Origin of the sequence: Clostridium omnivorum, from assembly GCF_026012015.1 — a bacterium.
GTDB lineage: Bacteria > Bacillota > Clostridia > Clostridiales > Clostridiaceae > Clostridium_AX > Clostridium_AX omnivorum.
On record NZ_BRXR01000001.1, the window covers coordinates 2,618,836 to 2,640,757 of the forward strand.

At 32.1% G+C, this 21,922-nt stretch carries 21 protein-coding genes; 19 read left to right on the plus strand and 2 right to left on the minus strand.

Features of this window, described 5'->3' with window-relative positions:
* Positions 1-7: 7 nt before the first annotated feature.
* The 7 genes from sufD (at position 8) to bsdE14_RS12455 (ending at position 7,934) form a co-directional block, all read left to right on the plus strand.
* Positions 8-1,153: a Fe-S cluster assembly protein SufD gene (gene sufD / locus bsdE14_RS12425; protein WP_264850261.1), complete on the plus strand. Its 1,146-nt coding sequence runs from the start codon at positions 8-10 to the stop codon at positions 1,151-1,153.
* On the plus strand, positions 1,146-2,384 hold the full coding sequence (locus bsdE14_RS12430; protein WP_264850262.1) for a cysteine desulfurase: 1,239 nt from the start codon (positions 1,146-1,148) through the stop codon (positions 2,382-2,384). The genes sufD and bsdE14_RS12430 overlap by 8 nt, the downstream gene beginning before the upstream one ends.
* The gene (sufU, locus tag bsdE14_RS12435) at positions 2,374-2,802 is read left to right on the plus strand and encodes a Fe-S cluster assembly sulfur transfer protein SufU (RefSeq protein ID WP_264850263.1); all 429 of its coding nucleotides are present in this window, start codon (positions 2,374-2,376) and stop codon (positions 2,800-2,802) included. The genes bsdE14_RS12430 and sufU overlap by 11 nt, the downstream gene beginning before the upstream one ends.
* A 170-nt stretch (positions 2,803-2,972) precedes the next feature.
* Positions 2,973-3,149 carry a hypothetical protein gene (locus bsdE14_RS12440; RefSeq protein WP_264850264.1) on the plus strand — a complete coding sequence of 59 codons (177 nt, stop codon included), beginning with the start codon at positions 2,973-2,975 and terminating at the stop codon, positions 3,147-3,149.
* Between the two features lie 80 nt (positions 3,150-3,229).
* A complete protein-coding gene (locus bsdE14_RS12445; protein ID WP_264850265.1) occupies positions 3,230-5,278 on the plus strand; it encodes a sensor histidine kinase in 2,049 nt (682 codons plus the stop codon).
* 162 nt (positions 5,279-5,440) lie between these two features.
* Positions 5,441-7,174 (plus strand): methyl-accepting chemotaxis protein, encoded by a 1,734-nt coding sequence (locus tag bsdE14_RS12450; protein WP_264850266.1) that lies wholly within the window; start codon positions 5,441-5,443, stop codon positions 7,172-7,174.
* A gap of 406 nt (positions 7,175-7,580) precedes the next feature.
* A complete protein-coding gene (locus bsdE14_RS12455; RefSeq protein ID WP_264850267.1) occupies positions 7,581-7,934 on the plus strand; it encodes a hypothetical protein in 354 nt (117 codons plus the stop codon).
* A gap of 166 nt (positions 7,935-8,100) precedes the next feature.
* On the opposite strand, the gene bsdE14_RS12460 is transcribed toward bsdE14_RS12455, so the two are convergent.
* Both bsdE14_RS12460 and bsdE14_RS12465 read right to left on the minus strand, forming a co-directional pair.
* A complete protein-coding gene (locus bsdE14_RS12460; protein ID WP_264850268.1) occupies positions 8,101-8,502 on the minus strand; it encodes a hypothetical protein in 402 nt (133 codons plus the stop codon).
* 272 nt (positions 8,503-8,774) lie between these two features.
* Positions 8,775-8,972, minus strand: a complete 198-nt coding sequence (locus tag bsdE14_RS12465; protein WP_264850269.1) for a cold-shock protein — start codon at positions 8,970-8,972, stop codon at positions 8,775-8,777.
* A gap of 188 nt (positions 8,973-9,160) precedes the next feature.
* Here bsdE14_RS12465 and bsdE14_RS12470 point away from each other — a divergent pair, with 188 nt between their 5' ends.
* From bsdE14_RS12470 to bsdE14_RS12525, 12 genes are all read left to right on the plus strand, one after another.
* The gene (locus tag bsdE14_RS12470) at positions 9,161-10,288 is read left to right on the plus strand and encodes a DUF362 domain-containing protein (protein ID WP_264850270.1); all 1,128 of its coding nucleotides are present in this window, start codon (positions 9,161-9,163) and stop codon (positions 10,286-10,288) included.
* A 334-nt stretch (positions 10,289-10,622) separates the two neighbouring features.
* Positions 10,623-11,387 carry a TatD family hydrolase gene (locus bsdE14_RS12475; protein WP_264850271.1) on the plus strand — a complete coding sequence of 255 codons (765 nt, stop codon included), beginning with the start codon at positions 10,623-10,625 and terminating at the stop codon, positions 11,385-11,387.
* Positions 11,388-11,725: 338 nt separating this feature from the next.
* Entirely contained in the window at positions 11,726-12,769 is a 1,044-nt protein-coding gene (locus bsdE14_RS12480; protein ID WP_264850272.1) for a resuscitation-promoting factor, read from the plus strand.
* A 164-nt stretch (positions 12,770-12,933) separates the two neighbouring features.
* Complete coding sequence (gene rnmV, locus bsdE14_RS12485; RefSeq protein ID WP_264850273.1) at positions 12,934-13,491, plus strand: ribonuclease M5; 558 nt, start codon at positions 12,934-12,936, stop codon at positions 13,489-13,491.
* 1 nt (position 13,492) lies between these two features.
* The gene (rsmA, locus tag bsdE14_RS12490; protein WP_264850274.1) at positions 13,493-14,332 is read left to right on the plus strand and encodes a 16S rRNA (adenine(1518)-N(6)/adenine(1519)-N(6))-dimethyltransferase RsmA; all 840 of its coding nucleotides are present in this window, start codon (positions 13,493-13,495) and stop codon (positions 14,330-14,332) included.
* A 137-nt stretch (positions 14,333-14,469) separates the two neighbouring features.
* Entirely contained in the window at positions 14,470-15,744 is a 1,275-nt protein-coding gene (locus bsdE14_RS12495; RefSeq protein ID WP_264850275.1) for a DUF7922 domain-containing protein, read from the plus strand.
* Positions 15,745-15,997: 253 nt separating this feature from the next.
* On the plus strand, positions 15,998-16,585 hold the full coding sequence (locus bsdE14_RS12500) for a PsbP-related protein (protein WP_264850276.1): 588 nt from the start codon (positions 15,998-16,000) through the stop codon (positions 16,583-16,585).
* A gap of 137 nt (positions 16,586-16,722) precedes the next feature.
* A complete protein-coding gene (locus bsdE14_RS12505) occupies positions 16,723-17,499 on the plus strand; it encodes a prolipoprotein diacylglyceryl transferase (protein ID WP_264850277.1) in 777 nt (258 codons plus the stop codon).
* Positions 17,500-17,527: 28 nt separating this feature from the next.
* Positions 17,528-18,382 (plus strand): YhfM domain-containing protein, encoded by an 855-nt coding sequence (locus bsdE14_RS12510; RefSeq protein ID WP_264850278.1) that lies wholly within the window; start codon positions 17,528-17,530, stop codon positions 18,380-18,382.
* Positions 18,383-18,600: 218 nt separating this feature from the next.
* A complete protein-coding gene (locus bsdE14_RS12515; protein WP_264850279.1) occupies positions 18,601-19,809 on the plus strand; it encodes an efflux RND transporter periplasmic adaptor subunit in 1,209 nt (402 codons plus the stop codon).
* Positions 19,809-20,504 (plus strand): ABC transporter ATP-binding protein, encoded by a 696-nt coding sequence (locus tag bsdE14_RS12520; RefSeq protein ID WP_264850280.1) that lies wholly within the window; start codon positions 19,809-19,811, stop codon positions 20,502-20,504. The genes bsdE14_RS12515 and bsdE14_RS12520 overlap by 1 nt, the downstream gene beginning before the upstream one ends.
* A 13-nt stretch (positions 20,505-20,517) precedes the next feature.
* Positions 20,518-21,741 (plus strand): ABC transporter permease, encoded by a 1,224-nt coding sequence (locus bsdE14_RS12525; RefSeq protein WP_264850281.1) that lies wholly within the window; start codon positions 20,518-20,520, stop codon positions 21,739-21,741.
* Positions 21,742-21,922: the final 181 nt, after the last annotated feature.

Consider the following 21,922-nt stretch of genomic DNA (forward strand, 5'->3'; position numbering starts at 1 on the left):
GGGTATAATGAATTCTAATATATTAACAAAATTGAATGAAAAAGAAACTAATACCTTAAATACTCTTCCAGTAACAACCTGGAGATGGCTTAATGTAAATGATTTAAAAATAAAGGGATTTAAGCTTGAAAGAGTATTAGATTATAATAAAGAATTTCTAGTAGGTGACAATTTTAAGGATATAATTGTAAAAAAGATGAACAGTAAAATAGATGTTAAAGAAAATCTAAAATATTATGCTAACAAGGAAGAGAGTTATGGAGTATCTAAAGAATTCGTAGCATTGGGAGAGAAGCTATATAATTCTGGTGTATTTATTCATGCTTCAAAAAATGTACAATGCAGCGAACCTATTGTGCTTCAATATATTTTAGATGAAGAAAATCCTATGGCTATTGACAATAATATAATAATAGCTGAAGAAAACAGTGAGATAACTGTGGTTATAGATTATGCTTCTGCAGATGATGTAGCTGGCTTTCACAACGGTGTCACTAAGATTTATGCAAAGGATGGGGCAGTAGTAAATATTATTAAGGTGCAGAGGCTTAACGATAAGTCCTACCATTTTGATTCACATTTAGCCTTTAGTGGATATGGTGCAAAAATAAATTGGATTCAAGTAGAGCTGGGTTCAAAAAATAGTGTAACAAATTATATAAATAATTTAGATGAGGAAAATAGCCAGGGAAATATAAGCTCAGTATATCTAGCAGATGGTGATAGAAATATAGATTTAAACTATCTTATAAACCACAAAGGAAGAAGGAGCACAAGTAATATTGAAGTGAGAGGTGCCTTAAAGGATAGAGCAAAGAAGGTATTTAAAGGAACTCTTGATTTTAAACTTGGTGCAAGTAAATCAAAGGGAAGCGAAGAGGAGTATGTTATACTTCTTGATAAAACAGTGAAATCTGATGCAGTTCCACTTCTTTTATGCTCTGAGGACGATGTAGATGGACAGCATGCTGCCAGTGCAGGGCAGATTGATGCAGATAAATTATTCTACCTAATGAGCCGAGGACTAGATGAGAAACAGGCTAAAAAGCTTATAGTAGAAGCTTCCTTTAACCCTATTATAGATAAAATACCAATAGAGGGGTTGAGAACTTTAATAACTGAAGAAATACAAAGGAGGCTTGTAAATGCGTGATTTTAATGTGGCAGAACTTCGCAAGGACTTTCCGATTCTTTCACAAAAGGTACAGAATAAGGCTCTAGTATATTTAGATAATGCAGCAACTACCCATAAGCCAAATGAAGTATTAGATGCTATGAGGAATTATCATCATATGAACAATGGCAATCCGCATAGAGGGGTTCACTATTTATCAGTAATGGCTACTGCGGCTTATGAGGGTGCACGTGAAAAGGTAAAAGGTTTTATAAACGCTAGATCATCTAGTGAGATAATTTTCACTAAAAATGCAACAGAATCTTTAAATTTAATAGCTTACTCCTATGGAATGAACTTCATAGAAAAAGGTGATGAAATAGTTTTATGCATTTCAGAACACCATAGCGATATAGTGCCTTGGCAGCAGGTAGCAAAAGCTAAAGGTGCAGTGTTAAAGTTTATGTACTTAGATTCTGACTATAGACTGACTATGGAGGAAGTAAAACAAAAGGTAACTAATAGAACAAAGCTTGTTGGCATAGCTCAAATGTCCAATGTACTTGGTACTATTTATCCCGTTAAGGAAATTGCAGCTTATGCTCATTCAAAAGGAGCAGTAGTACTGGTAGATGGCGCGCAGAGCGTACCTCATATTAAAGTTGATGTAAGAGATATGGATGCAGACTTTTTCGCATTTTCAGGGCATAAGATGCTGGGACCTATGGGTATAGGAGTACTATATGGAAAACAGGAGCTGCTAGAAAAAATGCCACCTTTCTTAACTGGCGGTGACATGATTGAATTTGTTGAAGAGCAAAATACAACCTTCGCTGAGCTTCCATTTAAATTTGAAGCAGGAACTCAAAATGTTGAAGGAGCAGTAGGACTTTCTGCTGCTATTGATTACTTAGAGGACATAGGACTTAACAATATTCATGCTTATGAAATGGAGTTAACAGCCTATGCTATAAAAAGAATGAGTGAAAATCCTCATATAACTATATACGGACCCAAGGACTTAGAAAATCGTGGTGGTGTAATATCCTTTAGCATAGAGGGCTGTCATCCTCATGATGTTTCAAGTATTTTAGACAGCTACGGTGTTGCCATAAGAGCAGGTCATCACTGTGCGCAGCCCCTTATGAAATTCCTTGGTGCACCAGCAACCTCAAGAGCTAGTTTTTACTTTTACAATACAAAAGAGGAAGTTGATGTATTCATCGAAAGTTTAAATACTGTAAGGAGGTGGCTAGGCTATGGAGCTTAATTCGATATATACTGAATTAATTATGGAGCACAGTCAAAGCAGCCATAATAGAAGGCATTTAGATCATGCAGACTGTATGGAAAGAGGTCATAATCCAAGTTGTGGAGATGATATAGTTTTAGAACTAAAGTTAAATGGAGATATTATTGAAGAAGCTTCCTTTACAGGCTCAGGCTGCGCTATTTCTCAAGCTTCTACCTCTATGATGATTGATCTTATTACAGGAAAGTCTAAAAGTGAGGCTTTGGAACTTATAAATACCTTTATAGGTATGATTAAAAGGGAGATAACAGATGAAGAGGAACTGGAAAAGCTTGAGGATGCTATAGTTCTTAAAAATATATCAAATATGCCTGCTAGGGTAAAATGTGCAGTATTAGCTTGGCATACCCTTAATGAGGTTATAAGCAAGAAATAGGCATAAAAAAATATTGAAAATGGCATTATAAGGCAGTTCAAAATACTTAGAACTGTCTATTTTTTTTACCGCTATTTACTAGGGAATATACACCTGAAAACTACTAAAAAAATACGTATATTCATATTGGATACAGCTTATAGAATTAAGTTTAAATAGGGAGAATGAATATGGAAATAATTGAGCTTAGAAAGAGAATAGGTTTTATAAATAGTTTTATTGAAAAACTAGACCGTGAAACACTGCCAAGCAGTGATAAAAAAGTTATGTTAAGACTTTATGCAAGTACGCTTAAAATTAATCTTACAGATAACTTGATAAATAACATTATAAAGGTTTCTCATTAAATGAAGATATTAAAAAAGAAGGATTTTTATAGCAGATATAGAATTAATAGTATAATAGATATTTTAAGGTGGTGACATTTTTGGCCGCACTCTTAAAAAAAAGTGAAATCATAAAATACATATTTATTATTAATATTCTATCTGTACTAATTATAATTAGCAATTATAATTATCTGCTCTTTCATCTTCTTGTAGAAGGTCTTACTGTTCTCGTTAGTTATATCATGATTATTGTTCTAATTAATACAAGAAAATTTAATAATAACAGTACATATACCTTTATTGGAATTGCCTATGCATTTATTAGCAGCTTGGACCTGATGCATGCTATAACCTATAAGGGGATGAACATAATTCCCAATATTACTACTAATACACCTACTCAGTTATGGATAATTGCAAGGATGGTCCAAAGTATAACCTTTTTATTAATATTTAAAAATGTAGATAAGACATTTAAAAATGCAAAGGCAGCTATTATCTTTTTCTTAGTTTTTATTTATTCAATGCTAGTAATTAAAGATGGGAGGTTGTTCCCTAGCTGTTACATGGATGGCAGCGGATTAACACCCTTTAAAATATATAGTGAATATAGCATTTGTTTGATTTTAACTATATCTGCTTTTTACTTAATTAAAAATAGAAGCAAAAATATTTTAATCAATGACGAATATAAATATTTGCTGTTTGCTGTAATATTAACAATTGTATCAGAATTATGTTTCACCATTTATATAGGAGTTTATGAGGCCTCAAATATTATGGGGCATATATTTAAGCTTCTTTCCTTTTATTTTATTTATGAGTCTATAATAAAAAAGACACTTCAAGAGCCTTATGAAATAATATTTAATAATCTTAATACAACTTTAAATCAACTCCAAAAATCAAATTACAAGCTTCATTATAAAAACCTAGAATTGATGGAAATAAAAAAGTGGCTTGAAAGAAGTCTTAGAATATATAGGGACTTTTTTGAGATTCTTCCTTTCCCAGTTATTGTTATAGAAAACGGAAAGATTTTTTATGCAAATAACAAATCTAAGGAGCTTTTGAAGCTAAAAGATAAGAAAGAGTTAATAGGTAAAACTTTTATTGAATTAGTGGCCGACGAGTATAAGGAAATGGCTAAGGAAAGGATAAGTGAGTTAGCCCGCGAAAAAGTTGTACCGCCTACAGAAGAAACTCTAATTTGTAAAGATGGAAGTAGGGTGGATGTAGAAGTAACCTCAACTTCAATATTTATTGAAGATAAAGAATATTATATGACAATTTTAAGGGATATTACTGATGCTAAAAAGTTAAAGGTAGTAGAAGATAAGCTTGAGGAAAAGCTGCAATATGAGAAAGTTCGAAATGAATTCTTTACTAATTTATCTCACGAATTAAAGACCCCTATCAATGTAATTTATAGTGCTCTTCAGCTCCAAGATATTTATTTTGATAAAGAAGATTTCAATAATGTTAGAAAAAATAACAAAATAGTAAAGCAAAATTGCATGAGACTCTTAAAGTTAATAAATAACCTTATTGATATTACAAAAATTGATGATGGTTTTTTTAAGCCAGTATTTAAGTATAATAATATAGTAGAGGTAATCGAAAATATTGTTATGTCAGTAGCTCCTTATGTAGAAAGTAGAAAAATGAACATTATATTTGATACTGAAATTGAAGAACAATATATTGAATTTGATTCGGATTTGATGGAGAGAATTATGCTCAATTTAATATCAAATTCAATGAAATATGGAAAAATTGACGGTACTATACTTGTATACATAGATGTTGAAGGGGATTATGTTTGCATAAAAATTAAGGATGATGGAATTGGAATTAAAAAGGATAAGCAGGAAAGCGTTTTTGAAAGATTTATAAGAGGAGATAGGAGTCTTGCAAGAAGTTCTGAAGGCAGTGGAATAGGTCTTTCCTTAGTAAAATCCTTTGTTGAAATTCAAAATGGCAGTGTATATCTATCTAGCGAGGAAAACAAAGGGACGGAAATAATAATAAAATTGCCAAAAGCAGATATAAGTGAAGAGATTGCAGCAACTTTAGAAAGCGATATTGAAGCTAGTAATATCATTAAAAAAGTGGACTTGGAATTTTCGGATATTTATGATCTATAATAAAAAAATCATCTATGTACGGTATTAACTGTACATAGATGATTTTTTTTATTTAACCCCTTTTTAACCTTATCTTATCATTCATATAAAGAAATTAATCTAAGCTTTAGATGTAGCGTTAATTTAGAAGATAAAGCAGTAATCGAACTATAGGGGGATACAATGAGAAAACTAAAATTTAAATTGAAAAGACCCGGAAACATTAAATTCAATTTTAAGCTTAAGGAAAAGCTTCTAGTAGTATATGTACTTTTAGTTTGTATTTTTAGCATGCTTGTTTTTATAGTTTCAAACACTGAGACAAGAAAGCTAGTAATGAATACTGAAAATGAGCAATTAAATGTTGCAGCAAAAACCGGCATATCTTTTTTAAATCAATCCTTTTCAGGGGAGTTTACTATTGTGAACAATAAGCTGTATAGAGGAGATATACCACTGGAAACTGATACCGTTATTGTGGATAAGATATCCAAAGAAACCGGAGCAGAAGCAGCCATTTTTAATGGCAGCAAAGTTATTTCAAGCAGTATAAAAGATAAAAATAAAAAAATGATAAACAGTATTGATGTAAATAATGAAATAAAGAATACAGTACTTGTAAAAGGTAAGGAATATTTAGGAGAGATAAATATTGAAGGTAAAAGTTATAAGTGTAAATTCATACCTTTAACTGATAGTAATGGGAAAAATATTGGGATGTGGTTCACTGGGGTGGATCAGAGCAGCTCTAAAAAGGCTATTTTTAACGTAAACTTAACTATAGGAATAACAACAATAGTGTTTGTTATATTAGGAGCAGTTATTATAAAAATATTCCTTAATAATTTAATAAAGAATGTTCAAAAGGTGTCAGATTCTCTAAGAGAACTGGGAGAAGGAAATCTAAATATAGTTTGCGAAGTGCACACTAAGGATGAAATAAAAGACATTGCAGATAGTTTAAATTTAACGGCTGCAAAGATTAAGGAATTGATTACAGGTATAAATAGTATGATGAATATATTAGAACATACTACTTTGTCTATTTCATCTACCTCAAGTGAGATGGGATTTTCAAGCAGCGAAATTGCTAGTGCAGTAAATAATGTTTCAGATGGGGCTGTGGCACAAACAAGAGAAATACAGGATTGTAAAAGTGTAATACATATTTTGGCAAGCAAGACTAGTGAAATGGGAGAGGTTTCTAATGAAGCTATGTTAGCTACAAAAGTAATGCAGACAAGCACTGAAAAAGGTATAGGATCAATTGATAAACTTAAAGAAAAATTACAAGAAAACACTAAATGTACTATGTTAATTGCAAATGGTATAGAAGAGCTTTATAAAAATTCTAAAAATATAGGGGATATAGTTAATACTATTCAAAGTATAGCTAATAAAACCAATTTATTGGCACTAAATGCATCTATTGAAGCAGCAAGAGCAGGAGAAGCTGGTAGAGGATTTACTGTAGTAGCTGATGAGATTCGTAAGCTTGCAGAGCAATCTAAATCTGCCACTGAAGAAATATACAGTATAATTATGAAAGTAATTGATACTATATTAAAAACACAAGCTAAGATGGATGAAGGTAAAAAAACTGTCAGCTTGGCAAATGAGTCTATGAGCGAAACGGAAGAAGCTTTTAAAGAAATTAAGGTTTCTTCAGATAAATTGGTTAGAGAAGTAGTAGTTTTGAAAGATAATTTAGAAGAAGTAAGTACTGTAGAAGGCAAAGTAGTAAGCTACATAGATCATATTTCGGTAATAACTGAAGAGTCAGCTTCGATAACCGCAAAAGTTAATACTTCCATAGGACAGCAAAGTGGCGCTATACAGGAAATAGCAGCAGCAATTCAGGAACAAAATTCAATGGTAAAGGAATTATCAAATTCAATATCGGTATTTAATATATAATTAGTAAAGTGCTGTAGTAAATGTTAAAAATATTACTTACTACAGCACTTTTATTTTACAAGTTAAAATTAGGAAACTAAGCTGTTTTTCTGCTGAAGGACTAGGGGGAACCACATCCTCCAGCAGCTGGTGTAAACACCATAGGAAGTGTTATGAGGGTTCTATTGTAGTGTTTGCTATTATAATGTTTTTTATGAATAGTTTTTACAAATATTTTCGTTTGTTCAGTAAAGTTGCAAGGAATATTGTGCAAATGGAATATATTGTAGTTTGAATTATTTTAATGGTAAAACTATAATCGTATATAACGGGTATATGAAGCTAATAAGTTTTATGGGTTCGTTAAAAGTAGATAGGGCCATTAAATTTAATTATTTTGACCTTATAAAAAATTTAGGAGGTAAGTATGATTAATTTTTTTACACAGCACACTGACCGCCAAAAGTTTTTCAAGGAAATCAAGGAAGACGAAATATTTATGTATTCTTACAGTGATTATGATTATGATGCTCTAATTAAAATTACTGAAGAGTATGAAGTAGAGGTGGAACCTCTACAAAAGGGAACTGAGGAATATAAATTATATGGAGCATGTGCTGTGAAAGTTACAAAAAAAGGGGAAAAACTACAGGTATATGAATTTAAAATAGATTCAAATATTATTGAAATTAAGGCTGAAAGCGAAGAAGTAGCAAAACGAAGATTAATAGAAGTGCTATTTGACAAGGGCATTATTAAAGCAAGTCAAAAAGCTATATAATTGAAAAAGAATTTAATTAGCTCTGGGTTACTATGAACCCAGAGCTTTTATGTAAAAAACTATTTATGAAATATATAGCAGCATAATTAGATTTATTATTTGTCTTAAATAAAAATAGAGAGCAACCTGATTTTTAATAGATTGCTCTCTATTATATTACAATATACTATTTATTTAAGTCCCACTTTGGATTATGTTCACTAACAGAGTTGTTTCTTCTAGATTTAATTACTTTTAAAATAACAAAGGGAATAATAAATGATATACATCCACTAGCTAGGTAAATAGGTAATTTACTATTGGTTTTGCTAATGATCTCCTGTAATGCTTCTTTTTCAAAATCCGTTAGGACTTGATTACTATTAAGTAGCGACATAGCCTGCCCTACTTGATTTACTCCAATTATACATGCAAATGCAAATAGAATAGAAGTTACCATAAGAACTATAATTAATACATTTACCAATAAATTTTCACTAGCATTAAAGTTTGATAAAAAATTTCGGAATAGAGTAACTGCAGCTAAGATTATAAGAACTATACTTAAAAGAACATAAAAGTACAGCATAAATACACCTACCTATTCAATAGTTGGAAAGTACCAATTGCTAAGAGAAGCTACAAGTAAAACAAACTCTTTTATGATAAAGTCCTCTCTTTTCTAAGAACTACAATTATATAATACCATATATTTACATAGGTGTAAATGTACAATTTTACATTGAAAAATATCTAGTTAATCCTTTTAAATATGAGCTTAAATAAAAAACAAGACTGTTTTTTGAAGACAGTCTTGTGCTGGGGGTAAAATATGTTATATGTAAATATAACTATTTAAGACTATAAAGCTTTTACATTAATAGCCTGGTCTCCCTTTTGACCTTGGGTTACATCAAACTCAACTTTTTCGCCCTCTTGAAGAGTTTTAAATCCGTTGGTTGTTATACCTGAAAAATGAACAAATACATCTTTACCTTCAGATGTTGTTATGAACCCAAAACCTTTTTGTGGATTGAACCATTTAACTGTACCTTGCATGAAAAAACCTCCTGTTACTTTTGCGCCTATATGAATTTTTCATAGGCAATATTATATTTTATTTATTAAAATACACATTCATAATTTTTTCCATAATTCTATGTTTTATACACGATAAACTTAATTGAAAAATAATAATTTTTAATGATATACTATAATAGTGAAAGAAAGTTAGGATGGTGAATAATATGGAAAAATCAAAGGTATATTTTACTGATTTAAGAACAAAGCCAGGTTTGAATTTATTAGATAAGCTTGAAAGGCTTATGAAAAAGGCTGGAATAGAAAATATTGATTTTAAGAATAAGTTTGTAGCTGTTAAGATTCACTTTGGTGAACCAGGAAATTTAGCGTACATAAGACCAAACTATGCAGCAGTAGTTGTTAAACTTATCAAGGAACTTGGGGGTATACCATTTTTAACAGATTCAAATACTCTTTATACCGGAAGACGTTCTAATGCTGTAGACCATCTAGAAGCTGCTATGGAAAACGGCTTTAATCCGCTTGCAGTAGGTTGTAATGTAATAATAGCTGATGGTCTTAAGGGTACTGATTATAGAGAAATCCCAATAGATATGAAACACTGTAAAACCGCTAAAATAGGAACTGCTATTGCTGATGCTGATATAATAATATCTATGAACCATTTTAAGGGCCATGAAATGACTGGATTTGGCGGAGCTCTTAAAAATTTAGGTATGGGATCAGGATCAAGAGGTGGAAAGCTTGAAATGCACTCAGCTTCCCAGCCAATAATAGAGCTTAAAAACTGTATAGGCTGCAGACAATGCTTCAAGAATTGTGCTCAAGAAGCTATTAGCTTTAACGAGGATAAAAAGGCAGTGATTGATTATTCTAAATGCGTGGGCTGTGGTCAGTGCGTAGCTGTATGCCAATTTGACTCTGCTCAAGTTTCCTGGAATGAATCAGCGGACACAGCAAATGAAAAAATAGCTGAGTATGCATATGCTGTTATAAAGGATAAACCTAATTTCCATATAAACTTTATTATGAATGTTTCTCCAAATTGTGACTGCTGGAATAGTAATGATGCAGCTATTATACCAGACCTTGGAATAGCTGCTTCTTATGATCCAGTAGCTCTAGATAAGGCTTCTATAGATATGGTAAACAAAGCACCAGTATTAAGGAATACACTTCTTGATGATAAACTAGACTGCGGATGCAATCATGAGGAAGAAATGGATAAGTTCCATCATATTCATCCAAATACTGATTGGAGAGCTGGACTTAGCCATGCTGAAAGTATTGGGCTAGGAACTAACGAATATGAACTAGTAGTTGTAAAATAAAACGTCCAAATCGTATAGGTTTTAAAATTGATTAATGGGTAATTAGTGTGCTGTAAAGTGAAAATTTTATTTTACAACATTCTAATTACCTTCTTTATTTATCGTTTACATATAACCACATTGGTAAAATATATGAAATAAGGACTTGACAAATAGTGTTTGGTTTATAATAATTATTATTGGCTTGTTATTCCACCTAGGATAAATCCTAAATGGACTACCCAGTGTTTCGAGTGAAAGGAGGTTAAAGTCCTAAATGGACTTTAACGGGTAACCTGTCGGTGGGAACCGACAAGATAGGTTACCCCGTGCTCCGAGTGTTAAGGAGGAGACTATGTATATTTTTGATACTCATGCACATTATGATGATGAATCTTTTAATGAAGATAGAGAAAATGTAATAAAAGAATTAAGAGAAAATGGTGTAATAGGGGTGCTTAATTGTGGGGCTTCTTTAGATGGCGCTAGAAGTTCATTAGAGCTAGCAAGAAAATATGACTTTTTTTATGCTGCTGTTGGACTTCATCCAGAGTATGCACATATGGTAAATGAAGCTGTAATTGATGAATTAAAAAGCATGGCTAAAGATGAAAAAGTAAAAGCAATTGGAGAGATAGGGCTGGATTATTATTATGAGGAAAATCCAGAAAGAGAAATTCAAAGGCAAGCCTTTAGAAAACAAATGGAACTTGCAAAGGAATTAAAACTACCCGTGATAATTCATGATAGAGATGCACATATGGATACTTTAAACATAATGAAGGAGTTTCCAGAAGTCAGGGGAGTTGTTCATTGTTTTTCAGGAAGTGTAGAGTTTGCTAGGGAATGTTTAAAACTTGGTTATTACATAGGTTTTACAGGGGTATTGACTTTTAAAAATGCTAGAAAACTAGTAGAGGTAGCAAAGGAAGTACCTTTAGATAGGTTTTTATTAGAAACTGACTGCCCTTATATGGCTCCAACCCCTTTTAGAGGAAAGAGAAATAGATCAGATTATATAAAGTATGTGATAGAAAAAATGTCACAAGTAAAGGAAATACCTGAAGAATTAGTAAGTGAAATGAATATAAAAAATATAAAAAACTTACTTTTAATTTGATTAAATAAGTAAAAACTGGATATAATTTTCAAAAAAGGGTGATAATAAGTAAAAAAGCAGGCATATAATTTAAATGTACTTGAGTACAGGGCATTAGGTATCTTTTAAAATTTAAAGATTTAAATTTAAAATTGAAAATTCAATAGGTGCTGTTTTCCTTAGTAAGTGCCTTCACAGACTGTTTAATTTAATTTTATTATTCGCAATTATATTATAATTTTTTATGCAAATTTTGCATTTAGACAGTCGAATTCTAAGAGAGCAAGGCGAAATTTGACAAAATAGGATAGATAGGCTAAAATATACAAATCGCTCTTGCCTAGAGGAGGTAGTTTTTTATGAAGGAAAATTTGAAGAATAGCATAAGTAACTATTTTTCAAACGGTCCTAAGGTAGTAATGATTTTTATGCTAGTACTTATGAGTGCTACATTGGTGATTTCTGCCACGAGAAAGACAGTTACAGTCTCCATAGATGGGAAGGAAATTAATATAACAACCTTCAGAAGGACCTTTAAAACAGCATTGGAGGCCAACGACATAGCCGTAGGACCAAAGGACAAAACAACACCTAGTCTAGACACCAGGGTAAATAAGAAAGACAAAATATATATCAAAAGGGCAGTTAATGTTGAAGTCGCTGTGGATGGAAAAGACTTGAATATTCAAACTGCAGAAGACAACATAGAGAAAATGCTTGATGCTGAAAGAATAGATGTAGCTGACTATGATAAGGTAGTTCCTTCAGTGAAGGAACCTATTACCGAAGGACTTAAAGTCTCTGTAACAAGAGTTGAAGCAAAAATGATCAAGGAAACTAAAACCTTGGATTATGCAACTGTTATTAAGAATGACGATAACTCTGAAAAGGGAAACACAAAGGTTCTCCAAGATGGAGAACAAGGTGAAAAGGTAGTAGCTACAAGAGTTATTTACGAAAATGGAAAAGAAATATCAAGGCAAGTAGTGAATGAAACCGTGACTAAGCAGCCAGTTCAAAAGGTTGTAGCAGTTGGAACCTTAAGTTCCTACACTCCTTCTCGTGGTAGCACGAAGATATTGTATAATAAATCAATGAGAGTAAAGGCTACAGCTTATAGCGCTGGTTATGAAGATACAGGAAAGAATCCTGGAGATCCCGGCTATGAGAGAACTGCTACAGGTACTATAGCAAAAAGAAATCCTAATGGATATAGTACAATTGCAGTTGATCCATCAGTTATTCCACTTGGTACTAAATTATACGTAGAAGGCTACGGTTATGCAATTGCTGAAGATACAGGTGGAGCCATAAAGGGCAACATCATAGATGTATACTTTAGCGCTGGTAGCCAAGTTAATAACTGGGGAGTTAGATGGGTTAACATATATTTTGTCAGATAGCATGGTTTATAAAAATAGAGGCATAAAGCCTCTATTTTTATTTTGTAAATAAGGATTATGTTATAGAAAAAGCAATATTTATGTAAAAAAATTTGAATATTGCTTGACAGTATACAAAATATAAATGTATGTTATATAAAGATATATTTATTGGTGGTGTAAAAATGATTAAAGAAGTTATTGTAGTTGAAGGAAGAGACGATGTTACAGCTGTAAAAAGAGCAGTAGATGCAGAAGTTATTGCAGTTGGCGGATTTGGCATAAATAAGAGAGTCATAGATAGAATAAAAGAAGCTCAAAAGAGACAAGGAGTTATTGTGCTTACTGATCCAGATTTTGCTGGGGACAAAATAAGAAAAATAATATCTAAACGAGTTCCAGATGCAAAACATGCATATATATCACAAAAGGATGGTACAAAAGAAGGAGATATAGGAGTGGAAAATGCTTCTCCTGAAACTATTTTAAGGGCATTAGAAAATGCAAAGGTTGAAGTTAAAGAAAAGAGAGACGAATTTGATATTCAGGATATGATATTCTTTAAGCTTACAGGGGATACTAATTCAAAGGAAAGAAGAGATGCCTTAGGTAAGGAACTAGGCATTGGGTACTGCAATTCATCACAATTTATAGGAAGATTAAATAACTATGGCATAGGTAGAGAAGAGTTCATTGAAGCTCTCAAAAGAATAGATGCTGAAATAGAGAAGAGGAATGGGTAGTATGGAAGGTTTTTCAACAAAGGATATAGTAAAAAAATATGGTTTCAAATTTACCAAGAGTTTAGGTCAGAATTTTTTAATAGATGATACAGTTCTTATGGATATTGTTGAAGGAGCTAAGGTAAACAAAGAGGACTTAGTTATTGAAATAGGTCCGGGAGTTGGTACTTTAACAAGGGAGTTATTAAAAAAAGCAAAGAGAGTAGTTTCTATTGAACTTGATTCTGATTTAATTCCTATTTTAGAGGAAGAGTTGAAGGAGTTTGATAATTTTCAGCTTATTCATAAAGATGCTTTAAAAGTAGATTTTAATGAAATTATAGGAGAAGAAAAGTCAGTAAAAGTAGTTGCAAACTTGCCTTACTATGTAACTACACCTATAATAGCTAAGCTTCTTACAGGAAATTATAAATTTGATTCTCTTACAATAATGATACAAAAGGAAGTGGCAGAGAGAATTGCTGCAGCTCCAGACACAAAGGAATATGGTGCATTATCTATTTTAGTTCAATATTATTGTGATACTGAAATAATAAGAAAGGTTTCACCTTCTAGCTTTATTCCACAGCCAAAGGTAGAATCAATAGTTATAAAACTACGCAGACTTTTAGAGCCAAGAGTTAAGGTTCAGGATGAAAAACTTTATTTTACAATATCAAGAGATGCTTTTAATATGAGAAGAAAAACTCTATGGAATGCATTAAAGCCTTTGAAGCTTGAAAAAGAAAAGCTAGAACAAGGATTTGCTGATGCAGGAATTGATCCAAAAAGAAGAGGAGAAACATTATCACTACAGGAATTTGCTAATTTAACAAACAGTATACACAAGCTAATGGAGTAAAAGATAAGAAGGCAATATTTTGCCTTCTTTTTATTTGAATTTTTTTGAAGGTTTAAGTATTAGTTTGTTAATGTTGTTCACTTTTTAAAGTGTCCCTCATATACTATAATGAATAAATTTTATGGAGGGACAAGAAGTTGACACAAAAAAAGAGTTACAGTAGATATTTTATAATATTACAAGAAGACGAAAAAGGCTATGCTTTGGCTTCTGACAAATTACCTTCTGGATACGCTAAGTTGGAAATAAAAAATGATAAATGTAAAATATCCTATTATGTGCAAAATCTAAAGAAGGAAGCAACGCCCTATTATATGATTCTTGTTTGCAGCAAGAAGGATGAAAAGAGAGTTATAAAAATAGGAGAGCTGAACATAGACGATCATGGAAGGGCAGAGGTATGCTATGAATATCCATCAGATAATATAGTTAACAGCAAAATATCAGTTGATAAAGTAACTGGTGCCGCAATAGTTAAGATGTTTAATTCCAATATAGTATCTGTTATGAGTGGATTTGCTACAACAGAAATACCTGAATGGAAAACATATCCTATGATAGAAGATGAAGCAAAGGCTAATGAGATGAAGGAACAACAGCAGGAAGCTCCGATTGAAGAGAAGGTTGATGAAAAACCTGAAGAAAGTAATGGAAGTATATTTGATGAATATGAAAAAGGAATTGAACAGGTAAAGGAATCAGAAGAAGTACCACAAGAAAACACTGAAATAATGGGTACAGAAAAAGTGGAACAGGGAAATAATGAAGCTCCTATGGAAGAGAGCAGCCAGGAAAATGAAAATATAGATACTGTTCCAGAGAGCAATGTGGAAGAAGAAGTAGATGGAAATATGCAAGAGGATGAAGCAAGACATAAAAAGAATAAACATAAGGAACACTGCGAAATTGAAATAGAAGAAGTTAAGATGGAATGTGGCAAAAAGGAACATGATAAAAAAGAACATGAGTGTAAGGAATATCCAAAAGGAAAAGTAGGAGATTTCTTTAAAAACTTGGCGGAGAATTTAGAAGAGATGGAGGATATTTGTACTGAAATAAAGAGATGCAGATGGTACAAGGTTCCAGTATGTGATTTAGAAGACATGTCACATATAAATGATTATAATAAGTATGCAGTAGTTTATTATCCAATGACTAGCTATTATCAATATATAAAGAGACATGATCATTATATGCTTGGATACAAATGCGATAAAGAAGGAAAGATGAAATATTTAGTATATGCTATACCAGGCACTAAACATATAATGGATCAGCCTTATGGAGGAAAGTCTGGGTTTGTAACCTGGGTTCCACAAGTAGAAGGAGACGAAGAGGAAGATAGCTTTGGATATTGGCTGATGTTCTATGACTTCAGAAACTCAACAATAGTGATACCAGTTAAAAAGTAAATATAGTGTATATTGTGATACAGCATGCAAATATTACATTGTATTATTTATGAAATGATATGTTTATGCTAAAATTCATAGCACTTAGCTGCTATGAATTTTAGCTGAAAATTTGTAATTGTGCATGCTTTTTTTATTTGTTATGATATGTTGTAGTGTAAAAATAGCTATTAGCACTAACTTTTATTTTACATTCATAAAAAAAGAGACTAACTCATATATTTTTAACAACAGAAATATATGGAGGAATACTATGAAAGTTATTGTTATAAACAGAAAAAGACTAGGTGTAACAATTGTTATTATTGGACTTATGTTTGTATTATTTGGATTGGAAAAAAAGTTTGATGGAAGACTAAAATATGTTGCCTTAATGCAGAATAACATAAATTCACTGAAGGCTTATGAAGGGCTTAATAGAACTTTTAGCTATAAATTACCTTCACAGTGGACAACCAAAGAAGAAAAGTATGAAGGGAACGAGGTAATTTATCATAATAGTTTTTTATCAGAAGATGCTATAACCCATGGGATAGTTCAGGTTTGGAATATTAAAGAAGACTTAAAGACTTTTCTTGATAAAAGTAAGATGCTAAATGAGCAATATTCATCTGCTAAAAATTATAATATTAATCCAATTACAATAAATAAGCATGAAGGCTATTTAGTAACTTATACAACTAAGACTGAAAGTGGAAATGTTTATAAGGCTTATGAGTATTTTATAGAGAACAAGAACAAATTTATAAGATTTTCTTTTTTTGTAAGAGAAGAAAATTTTAAAGAAAATATGCCTACAATCTTTAAAACTATTGTAGAAACCTTTAATTTGAAGGAATGATAAATTGTTTGCTTTGTACTTTTTAAAGTATTATAATTTATTTACAAGCTATAAAAGAGAAGTTTAATGCTTCTCTTATTTAATTTTGATGTAGGGGCATGGATTTATTTTTTAGGAATGATGAGGGGGAATTACACTTGAAACCTATATTATTTAAATTTTTTGGTATCAATATCTATGGTTATGGAACTATGATTGCTATTGGAATATTAGCAGCTATCTTACTTATAAACTATAGAGCCGAAAAGCAGGGGTATGATGAAGATAGTATATTGAATATGGCTATAATTGCAATTATAGGTGGAGTTATAGGTGGAAAACTGTTATATATAATTACAGATATAAAGAATATAATTGCAGACCCATCATTATTAAAAGATTTTGGTTCAGGTTTTGTAATATATGGCTCAATTATAGGTGGAGTTATAGGTGTGTATATATATTCCCGAAGAAAAAAGTGGAGGCTTTTGAAAATCTTTGACCTTGTTATACCTAGTGTTGCTTTAGCTCAGGGTTTTGGAAGAATAGGATGCTTTTTAGCCGGCTGCTGCTATGGAAGAGCAACTACTTCTCCTTTTGGTGTAAAATTTAGAGAGGGTTCTCTAGCACCTGCAGATGCATGCTTACTTCCAACTCAAATATATTCCTCTATCTTTGATTTTGCACTGGCAGCTTTTTTACTTTGGTATAGTAAAAAGGAAAAAAGTGAAGGAAGAGTTTTTTCCATGTATTTAATACTGTACAGCATAGGTAGATTTGCGGTAGAATTTTTAAGGGATGATCCAAGGGGAAGTGTAGGACCTCTTTCAACTTCACAATTTATAAGCATATTTACATTTATTTTGGGTATTGTCATTTTTAATATTCACAGGTTAAAGGAAGGACATACTAAAAAAGAAGCTATGAAAGACTAGATGACTCGAAGGATTGGAGGAGTGCGTTTTGACACATAAGAAGAAGTTATTTTTCTTAAGCTTTTTGCTTTTGATTGGAGTTATATTTTCTGGCTGCGCTAAAATAGATCAGGCAAAAGTAAAGCTTGGACTTAAAAATAACGATTTTGAATATATAAAGCAGGGTAAAATTCAAAAAATTGTTATTCAGAATACAAGAGACCCCGGTTTCAGATTTGTAGTATCTGATAAAAAGGCTATAAGTGATTTATATGATATTTTATCAGGGGCTAAGGAGGTAAAAGCTAAAACTTCACTAGAGCCTGATTATGTCTTTGAAATGCAGGAAGGTCCTAATAAGGTATATAAATTCAACTATGTAACAGGACTTGGTAAGTCTGACGGAGGAAATTTTTATAGTGATGGCAAAATATATCAGGTTTCAAAGCAATTGGACAGTGATATTATAAGCAGCTTATGGACTATAAGAAAACCAAAAGAATTTCAGAAGATATACTATGGAATGATACTTGATGAAGTGGAGAAGTACTCAAAGGGGGATGGCAAAGGCAAATCTATAGGAATAAACATTTATGATGATACGGATGTTGCAAAATTTGTTTTTTCCCAGGACTTGGAGAATTTAAAATATGACCTTAAAGATAAGGCTCCTAATGCTGAAATTAAACAGGTGATTAAAGACAAGAACACTAAAGAAAAAGAATATGATATAGATATGAATATAAAGACCCAAGGATATAAGACATTTTTATATAAAGCTGAAATTACCTTTTACAATAGGAAGGATAAGACAGAAAAGAAGCATTATATAAAAGTATCTGATGATGAGAAGATTGGTAACTGGCAAACTCAGGTGTTTGATAAAAAGCCAGATGGATTCTAAAATTTAATAAGGAAAATTAATTGCCTTAGGTACAACCTAGGGCTTTTAATTATATTTATTATTTAGTGGTTTATAACCTAGTAAAAAGGTAAATAATTGTAGGTAGTTAAGTAAATCTTAAAAATATATTAATTAATCATTAAGTTGTAGCAAAGCAATTTGCATATCTGTATAATTGAAATTATTACGGACTTAGGAGTATAACGGGAGGGTTATATATGAAAAAGAAGATTATCATTTGGGCAGTTATTATAGCTATTATAGGGGGAGTTGTCTTTTTAAGAATTTCAGCCAGTAATAAAGGCAAATATCAAGCAGTCAAGGCTGCTGAAGTCACTCAAGGGGATATTAAGTCCTATTTATCTACAACTGCAATTATAAAATCAAAAAACAGTAAGGATTATTATGGACTGCAAGGAAAAGTAAAAAGTGTTAATGTAAAGGTTGGAGACAGCGTAAAGAAGGGACAAGTCTTAGTAGCATACGAGGTACAGGATTTAGGGTCCCAGGTTAAACAGGCTCAAATTCAATATGACAATGCAAAATTATCAAAACAAATTTTAGTTAATAACAATAATGATATAACAAGTAAGATAGCAGATTTTGATAAACAAATAGCAGATTTAGATAGTCAAATAAGTGCTGCGCAAAAGAGCACAAATCCTGCAGAACAAAGTCAGTTACTAAATTTGACTAATAAAAGAGAACAATTAAAGAGTACTAGAGATAATTTAAAACCAGCTTCCAGTGAACAATTAAAGCAGGCAGATAACCAAATTCAGCTTGCAAAGATTGGTTTAGATACTGCACAGACAGCTCTTTCAAAAAATCAGGATAGCATAGTAGCTGATATGGATGGAGTGGTTACTGCGGTGAATGTTGTAGAAGGAGCAACTTCTATGGCATCAGCACAGCCTGCTGTATCTGTAATGGATTTGTCAAATCTTAAGGCGGAAGTTTCGGTAGGTAAGTTTGATGCAAATAAAATACAGCTTGGCCAAGAAGCAGTTATTAAAAGTGGAGATAAAGAATTTAAGGGAAAGGTATCATTCATAGACCCTGCTGCTAAAAAAACTGTATCTGCAACTGGTGGAGACAGCACATTAGGAGTTGAAATAGATATAGTTGACAATCCACAAGGTTTAAAGGTAGATTTTGATGCTGATGTAGATATACTATTAGGTCAGGTAAATAATGTAGTCAAAGTGCCAGCAGAGTGTATAAAGACAACTAAGGATAATAAGAGTTATGTGTATTCAATTGAAGGAAATAAAGCCGTTGAAAAACAAGTAAAGACAGGTATTCAATCTGATATGGAAATAGAAATTGTAGATGGTGTTAAAAAAGGAGACAAGGTTATTTCAAATCCTGCTAATAACATTGCTAATGGAACACTTGTAAAGGATTCGGCAGGGAGTGGTAAGTAATGGTTATAGACGTTAAAGGTATTGTTAAGAAGTATGTAACTGGAACTATAGACTTTACAGCCCTTAAAGGAATTGATCTTACTATAGATAAAGGTGAATTTACTTCAATAATGGGGCCTTCTGGTTCGGGTAAGTCTACATTTATGAATATATTAGGCTGCCTTGATAGGTTTGACAGCGGAACTTTTATTTTAAATGGAAAAAATGTTTCAAATTTGAATGATAATGAGCTTGCATATATAAGGAATAAGGAAATAGGATTTGTATTTCAGGCTTTTAATCTATTACCGAGAATGACCATACTAGAAAATGTGGAATTGCCAATGGCATATGCAGGTCTTCCAATAAAAGAGAGAAGGGAAAAAGCACTAATTGCTTTAGAGAAGGTAGGATTATCTGATAGAGTTAAGCATAGACCTAATGAAATATCTGGTGGGCAAAAGCAAAGAGTTGCTATAGCAAGAGCTATAGTTAATTCTCCTGCGGTTATTATGGCAGATGAGCCTACAGGAAATTTAGATACTAAATCTTCAGTTGAGATAATGAAGATATTTCAGCAGCTGAACAATGAAGGTGCAACAGTTATTATGGTTACCCATGAACCAGAAATAGCAAAGCATACAAAGAGAGTTGTGAGATTTAGAGATGGTGAAATAGTTTCTGATGAAGAAGTAAAAGATAGAATAATTTTATAGGAAGGAGTAAGCTATGAATTTTATATCTAATTTTATAGAAAACTTTAAAATGGCACTAGATAGTATTAAGTCAAATAAGATGCGCTCTTTCCTTACTATGCTTGGAATAATTATAGGTATTAGCTCTGTTATTACCATTGTTTCACTTGGACAGGGGGGGCAGAATACCATAACCGGTGAATTTGAAAAGATAGGTGCGGCCACAGTAAGTATAAATGTTGATGCTACAAAAGCAAAACAAAGTGATTATATAACTTTTGATGATATTAAGCAGATTAGGGATAAAGTAGATACAGTAAAATATATCTCACCTTCTATGTCAAAAAGTGGAGTGGCCCAGTCTGAAACAAGCAATAAAAGAGCCAACATTTCTGGGGTAAGCATTGATGCTTTTAATATTGATAATACGGAATTTTTATATGGAAGAGCCTTTAATGAAAGGGAGTACCAAGAGGGAAAAGCTGTAATTGTAATCGATGAATATGCAGCTAGATCACTTTTCGGATATACAGATGTAACTGGCAAAAGCATTAAAGTGGGCCCAAAAACTTCTCCTGTAAAGATGACTATCATTGGGGTTAGTAAGCTTGACATGGGACCTTTTGGTGGTGCAGAGAATACTAACATGCCTGCGTTTGTAACAATGCCAGCTACTACTATGAAAAATATATTTTCTGGTGAGGTTACAATTGATTCAATTACTGTAATGGCTACCAGCAAAAATGACGGAGAGGCAGCAGGCAACGGAGCGAAAAATATATTGGAAAGCAGGCACAATAATCGTGGTCAGGATGTATACAAGGCACAAAGCCTTTTAAAGCAGCTTGACCAAGTTAATAAAGTATTGGGTATATTTACTGCTTTTATTAGTGCAGTTGCTGCTATTTCACTGTTAGTTGGTGGAATAGGAGTTATGAATATAATGCTGGTTTCTGTAACTGAAAGGACCAGAGAAATAGGTATTAGAAAAGCTATTGGCGCTACTACTAATGCTATATTACTTCAGTTTTTAACAGAATCAGTTATCATATCACTTATAGGTGGAATAATTGGAATGCTCTTCGGTATAGGTGGTGCTTATATAATAGGAGTTTTTGCTAAGATTACTCCTTCCCTATCGCCAGCAGCTGTAATAGGAGCCATATTATTCTCATCAGCTGTAGGAATATTCTTTGGAATATATCCGGCTAAAAAAGCAGCAAATCTAAACCCAATTGATGCTTTAAGATATGAGTAATATAAAAGTGAATATTAATAATAAATATTGAAGAAGAAACAGGCCGATTCATGTTGGAATTGGCCTGTTTTTATACTATGTCCCATTTGTAACTGTTTTGTAACCAATTTTTATGTATTTGTAACTTCTAAATTAAGTATAGAACATATAATAGTGGTATAAAGAGTAATGATGGGGGTAA